This window comes from Rhizobium sp. M1 (assembly GCF_002531805.1).
Taxonomy (GTDB): domain Bacteria; phylum Pseudomonadota; class Alphaproteobacteria; order Rhizobiales; family Rhizobiaceae; genus Rhizobium; species Rhizobium etli_C.
In genome coordinates, this window is sequence record NZ_NWSW01000111.1 from 1 (window position 1) to 1,023 (window position 1,023).

A 1,023-nucleotide genomic window follows, 5' to 3' on the forward strand; every position below is an offset into this window, starting at 1 on the left:
AGAAGGTCCGCAAGCTGCAGTCCCGCGCCGCCGCTGCGAAGATGGAGTTGCACGATCTTGCCGAGGACCTTCCGATTAATTGGGCTAGAATCAAGACCATTGCAGGAGAGACGTTCGACGCCTTCGCCGAGTTGAACGCTGCGAAGGAAGAGCTCGCTGCATTGGAGAATTCACGATGACTGGCCCTTTCGTCACGCGCGACGGCTCCAGCTGGGTGCCGGAGTACCTGACCTGCATCGATGCTACAACCTGCATCGGCTGTGGCCGATGCTTCAAAGCCTGCTCTCGCGAAGTCATGCACCTCTATGGCGTCGGTGAAGCGGGTGAAATCCTCGGCATCTGCGACGACGAGGAGGAAGACTTCGATGGCGAGCTCAATCGTATGATCATGGTTGTCGATGAGGCCGGCCGCTGCATTGGTTGCGGCGCCTGCGCGCGCGTCTGCCCGAAGAACTGTCAGATCCATGTCGCGGCAGACAAGGTTACTGCGTGATCTCGCGAACAAGTCAACGCTGTTACCTTCAGATTGTTTGTTGTCTCCTGCTGCTCGTCGTCTGCGCAAACGAACGAACGTAGTTACTTCGTGTGGCATTCCATCCACAAAGTTAGCGCTGCGATGGTGGCTAGTTCGTCGCTTCTTTCAATGGGACTTTTTTAAAAGCGCGAAGTGGCGATCGCTGTCTCGTCGCCCTCGGCGATGAACTTATCCGGTTGCCAAGGCAGATGCCCCGCGATTGGATCGCCACAGATCGTGCCGTTCGTGTCCCATGCCTGATCCGCGGATGCGGCGGTTCTAATCAATGACGGCCGGTGCAAAGAAGGCACTGCAATTGCACGCAATGTCTCGCGCAAGCTGACCGTCAAGGTAAGCACCAGTGCGCAGCTGACGGAGGCACTTGCGGCGAGGACCGCAACGCCACTTTCCACCCCGCAGGCTCAATACGATCCGACACAGGACGATCCTGAGCGCGGTTGAATTACATGCTAATTCCCTTGTCCCCAGCGCAACCGTCGACATTTCTC

2 protein-coding genes are annotated in these 1,023 nt (G+C 57.5%); both read left to right on the plus strand.

The features are described 5' to 3' along the window. A partial coding sequence (locus CO655_RS33165; RefSeq protein WP_141514400.1) for a CCE_0567 family metalloprotein occupies positions 1-179 on the plus strand: 179 nt, incomplete at its 5' end. Then, a complete protein-coding gene (gene fdxB, locus CO655_RS33170; protein WP_040111886.1) occupies positions 176-493 on the plus strand; it encodes a ferredoxin III, nif-specific in 318 nt (105 codons plus the stop codon). The genes CO655_RS33165 and fdxB, both read left to right, overlap by 4 nt. Positions 494-1,023 lie beyond the last annotated feature (530 nt).